Raw genomic sequence first — 267 nt, 5'->3', positions numbered from 1 at the left:
CTCGACTTCGTTGCTGACGAAGTTGCGCAGTTCGGTCAACAGCTGCTCCTGCTCGCGCAGCACGCGGGCCTGGTCGGGATGGCGGCGGGCCTGGCTCCAGCTGGTCCAGTAGGCGAAACCGAGCCAGCTCAGCACCTGCGTGACCAGGATGGCCCAGCGGACGGGCGCGGCCCAGTCCAGCGCCATGGCCAGCGGGAACAGCAGGGTCAGCGCCAGCGGCGCGGCGAGATGGAAGAGGGGGCGTGAAGACATGGGCGTTCTCGACAG

1 protein-coding gene is annotated in these 267 nt (G+C 68.9%); it reads right to left on the bottom strand.

The features are described 5' to 3' along the window. On the bottom strand, positions 1–267 hold a 267-nt coding region (locus tag SB660_RS21105; RefSeq protein ID WP_410584336.1), incomplete at both ends, for a hypothetical protein.

It is taken from the genome of Bacillus sp. SIMBA_005, assembly GCF_046535585.1.
Taxonomy (GTDB): Bacteria; Bacillota; Bacilli; order Bacillales; family Bacillaceae; genus Bacillus; species Bacillus pumilus.
The sequence above is the reverse complement of the archived record's forward strand: the minus strand, read 5'-3'. Positions and strand labels throughout refer to the sequence as shown.